The following is a 2,225-nucleotide window of genomic DNA, read 5'->3' as shown; positions in this document are numbered from 1 at the left end:
CGCCGCGGCCGTGCGGGCCACGTCGTCGACGGTGCGGTCGGGTGCGGACGCCGCGGTGGCGGTCATGTCTGGGCTCCTCATGGAAAGGCCGGGATCGAAAGACAGGGTCAGAAGACGAAACCCGTGGGGAACGGGTCGCTGGGGTCGAGCAGGTAGTTCGCGGTGCCGGTCACCCAGGCACGGCCGGTGATCGTGGGCAGCACGGCGGGCAGGCCCGCGACCGTGGTCTCCCCCACCAGGCGCCCGACGAACCGGCTGCCGATGAACGACTCGTTGACGAAGTCGGTCTCCAGCGCCAGCTCGCCGCGCGCCCAGAGCTCGGCCATGCGGGCGGAGGTGCCGGTGCCGCACGGCGACCGGTCGAACCAGCCCGGGTAGATGGCCATGGCGTGCCGGGACAGCGTGGCGTCCGAGCCGGGCGCGATCAGCTCCACGTGGTGGCAGCCCTCGACGCCGTCGAGCTCCGGGTGCTTCGGCATGGCGGTCTCGTTGATCGCGTCCATGATCGCGAGCCCGGCGGACAGCAGGTCCTGCTGCCGCTCGCGGTCGAACGGGAGCTTCAGGTCGTCGAGGTCGACCAGCGCGTAGAAGTTGCCGCCGAACGCCATGGAGTACGGCACGGTGCCGTAGCCCGGCACCTCGACCGTCTGGTCGAGCGCGGTGACGAAGCTGGGCACGTTCTCGATGGTCACGGAGTCGGCGTGGCCGTCGCTGACGGCGACCTTGGCCACCACCAGCCCGGCGGGCGTGTCGAGCCGGATCTCGGTGACCGGCTCGACGACGTCGACCATGCCCGTCTCGACGAGCACGGTGGCCACACCGATGGTGCCGTGGCCGCACATGGGCAGGCAGCCGGACACCTCGATGTAGACGACGCCCCAGTCGCAGTCGGGCCGCGTGGGCGGCTGCAGGATGGCGCCGCTCATCGCGGCGTGCCCCCGCGGCTCGTTCATCAGGAAGTGCCGCAGCTCGTCCATGTGCTCCATGAAGTACAGCCGCCGGTCGTTCATGGTCTCGCCCGGGATGGGGCCCACCCCGCCGGTGACGACGCGGGTGGGCATGCCCTCGGTGTGCGAGTCGACGGCGGTGATGGTCCTGCTGCTGCGCATGTCGCTCCTGTGCTCGTTCCGTGGGGGCCGGTGGGTCAGCGCGAGGCGATGTAGCTGAGCGCGGCCTCGGTGTCCTTGCGCACCTGCGCCTCGTGCTCCGCGGACAGCGGGCCGCGCGGCGGGCGGGTGGGCCCACCGTAGCTCTGCCCGGCCATGTCGATCGAGAGCTTGATGGCCTGGACGAACTCGGTGCGCGAGTCCCAGCGGAACACGGCCACGAGGTGGCGGTACAGCTCGCGGGCCTCGTCGATCTTGCCCTCGGTGACCAGCGTGTAGATCTCGACGGCCTCGCGCGGGAACGCGTTCGGGTAGCCGGCGAACCAGCCGACGGCGCCCGCGACGAGCGACTCGAACAGCAGGTCGTCGGCCCCGGCGATGACGTCCAGGTCGGGGGCGAGCTCCTTGATCTCCAGCACACGGCGCACGTCGCCGGAGAACTCCTTGACGGCCACGACGTTCTCGAGCTGGGCGAGCTCGGCCAGGATGCTGGGCGTGAGGTCGACCTTGGTGTCGATCGGGTTGTTGTAGATCATGATCGGCAGGCCGACCTCGTTGACCGCGGCGTAGTGGGCGATCACCTCGGAGCGGTTGGCGCGGTAGATCGTGGGCGGCAGCAGCAGCACGCCGTCGGCGCCGTCCTCCGCGGCGAGCTCGGCCCAGTGCTTGGCCTGGTGCGAGCCCACGCCGTGCACGCCGGCGACGACCAGCCCGCGGCCGTCCACCGCCTTGACGGCGGTCTGGATCACCTTGCGGCGCTCGTCGTCGGTCAGCGACGAGTACTCACCGAGCGACCCGTTCGGGCCGACGCCGCGGCAGCCGTTGTCGATCAGGAACTCGCAGTGCGCGGCGAACTTGTCGTAGTCGACGGCCAGGCCGGCCGGCGCGGACTCGTCGGGCGTGAAGGCGAGCGTGGTGGCGACGATGACGCCGCCGAGGTCGAATCGCTGGTTCATGTCAGGTCTCCTGTGGTTGCGATGCTGCGGAAAGAGAAGTCGTGGGCGGGGAAGGATCGAGCGGGGAGGCGGACGGGGCGGGCAGCGCGGCCAGGTCGCCGAGGCGGACCGGCACGACGATCGGACGGCGGTCCACGCCGGGCGCCGGCCCACCGCAGGCGTC

The 2,225-nt window shown here is 71.1% G+C and carries 2 protein-coding genes; both read right to left on the bottom strand.

The window, feature by feature from the left end; translation table 11 throughout:
- Positions 1–107: 107 nt before the first annotated feature.
- A complete protein-coding gene (locus tag PROKR_RS11735; protein ID WP_036963387.1) occupies positions 108–1,109 on the bottom strand; it encodes a proline racemase family protein in 1,002 nt (333 codons plus the stop codon).
- Between the two features lie 35 nt (positions 1,110–1,144).
- Positions 1,145–2,062: a dihydrodipicolinate synthase family protein gene (locus PROKR_RS11730; protein ID WP_036963385.1), complete on the bottom strand. Its 918-nt coding sequence runs from the start codon at positions 2,060–2,062 to the stop codon at positions 1,145–1,147.
- Positions 2,063–2,225: the final 163 nt, after the last annotated feature.

Source organism: Promicromonospora kroppenstedtii DSM 19349 (assembly GCF_000515355.1).
Taxonomy (GTDB): domain Bacteria; phylum Actinomycetota; class Actinomycetes; order Actinomycetales; family Cellulomonadaceae; genus Promicromonospora; species Promicromonospora kroppenstedtii.
This window is presented reverse-complemented; position numbering and strand designations above follow the sequence as displayed.